A 1,233-nucleotide genomic window follows, 5' to 3' on the forward strand; every position below is an offset into this window, starting at 1 on the left:
ATTTTCAGCCTTAAAGGGTCCCAACATTTTTAGCCCTTCATTTTCAATCTTCACTGACTTCACTACAGGCCACTCGTTATTACCATTGGCAAAATACTCTTGTGCTGAATCGCTCGCTAGATATTCTAGGAACTGAATAGCAGCTTGTGAATGAGGTGTATTCTTGGCAACGCCACCACCCGCAATGTTGATATGCGTACCGGTAGTTTTCTGATTTGGCCAAACGAAACCAATCTTAGCAACAATAGCTTGATCTTCTGGCTTAGTTGAACGCAGGAGCCTCACTAAGTAATAGGAATTTGTTAAAGCTACACCACACTCGCCTGATGCAACCGCCTTGATTTGATCGGTGTCACCACCTCTTGGAGGACGCGCCATATTAGCCACCATACCTTTAGCCCACTCTTCTGTAGCAGCCTCACCACGACGCTCAATCATGGCACCGATCAATGACAGCATATAAGGATGAGCACCTGAACGCGTACAAACCTTACCTTTATTCATCGGCTCAGCCAATTTCTCATAAGTGTCAACATCTTGCGGGTTCACTTTGGCTTTGTTGTAGACCACGAGACGAGCTCTAGTTGAAAAACCAAACCAGGTTGAGCCCTCTGTATCAGGCTTAGATCGCAAATTCGCTGGGATACGACTTTCTAAGTACTTTGAATGAATTGGCTTAAAGAAGCCATCAATTTGTGCGCGCCAGAGTCGGGCTGCGTCTACCATCAAAATAACATCTGCCGGACTATTGGCTCCTTCGCTTTTGAGTCTCTCAGCTAGAGCATTGTCATCAGCCTCAATACGATTAATCTTGATACCCGTCTTCTTCGTGAAGTCACTGTAAAGTGCTTCATCAGTTTGGTAGTGACGAGCTGAATAGAGATTTAATTCTTTAGCATCCTGAGCGTGTAGTGGCAAAGCCATACAAAAGCTCAGAAGAAATGTAGCACTGAGTAGGAATTTGGATATTGATTGACTTGCCATTGTTGTATTTACGATCAGAATTAGAGTAAATCTAATGTATCACAAATACGAATGATTATCAATTAAGATTTAGAAATCACCCTGGAAAGCAGTAAAACAGGAAAAAGCCCAACTAAAACAATCGTTAAGGATGGTAATGCGAGCTCTGCAAGGCGCTCGTCTGCCGCCAATTGATAGGTAGCCACAGCCAAAGTATCAAAGTTAAAGGGGCGCAATAGTAGAGTTGCCGGTAACTCTTTCATCACATCC

The 1,233-nt window shown here is 43.6% G+C and carries 1 protein-coding gene and 1 pseudogene; both read right to left on the reverse strand.

From position 1 onward, the window contains the following. Nucleotides 1-924, reverse strand: a 924-nt coding sequence (locus B7X71_RS17285) for an extracellular solute-binding protein (protein ID WP_293601649.1), incomplete at its 3' end; no start/stop codon positions are given. A 122-nt stretch (nt 925-1,046) separates the two neighbouring features. Continuing rightward, nucleotides 1,047-1,233, reverse strand: a pseudogene (locus tag B7X71_RS17290) (iron ABC transporter permease); the annotation flags it as partial.

Source organism: Polynucleobacter sp. 39-46-10 (assembly GCF_002282275.1).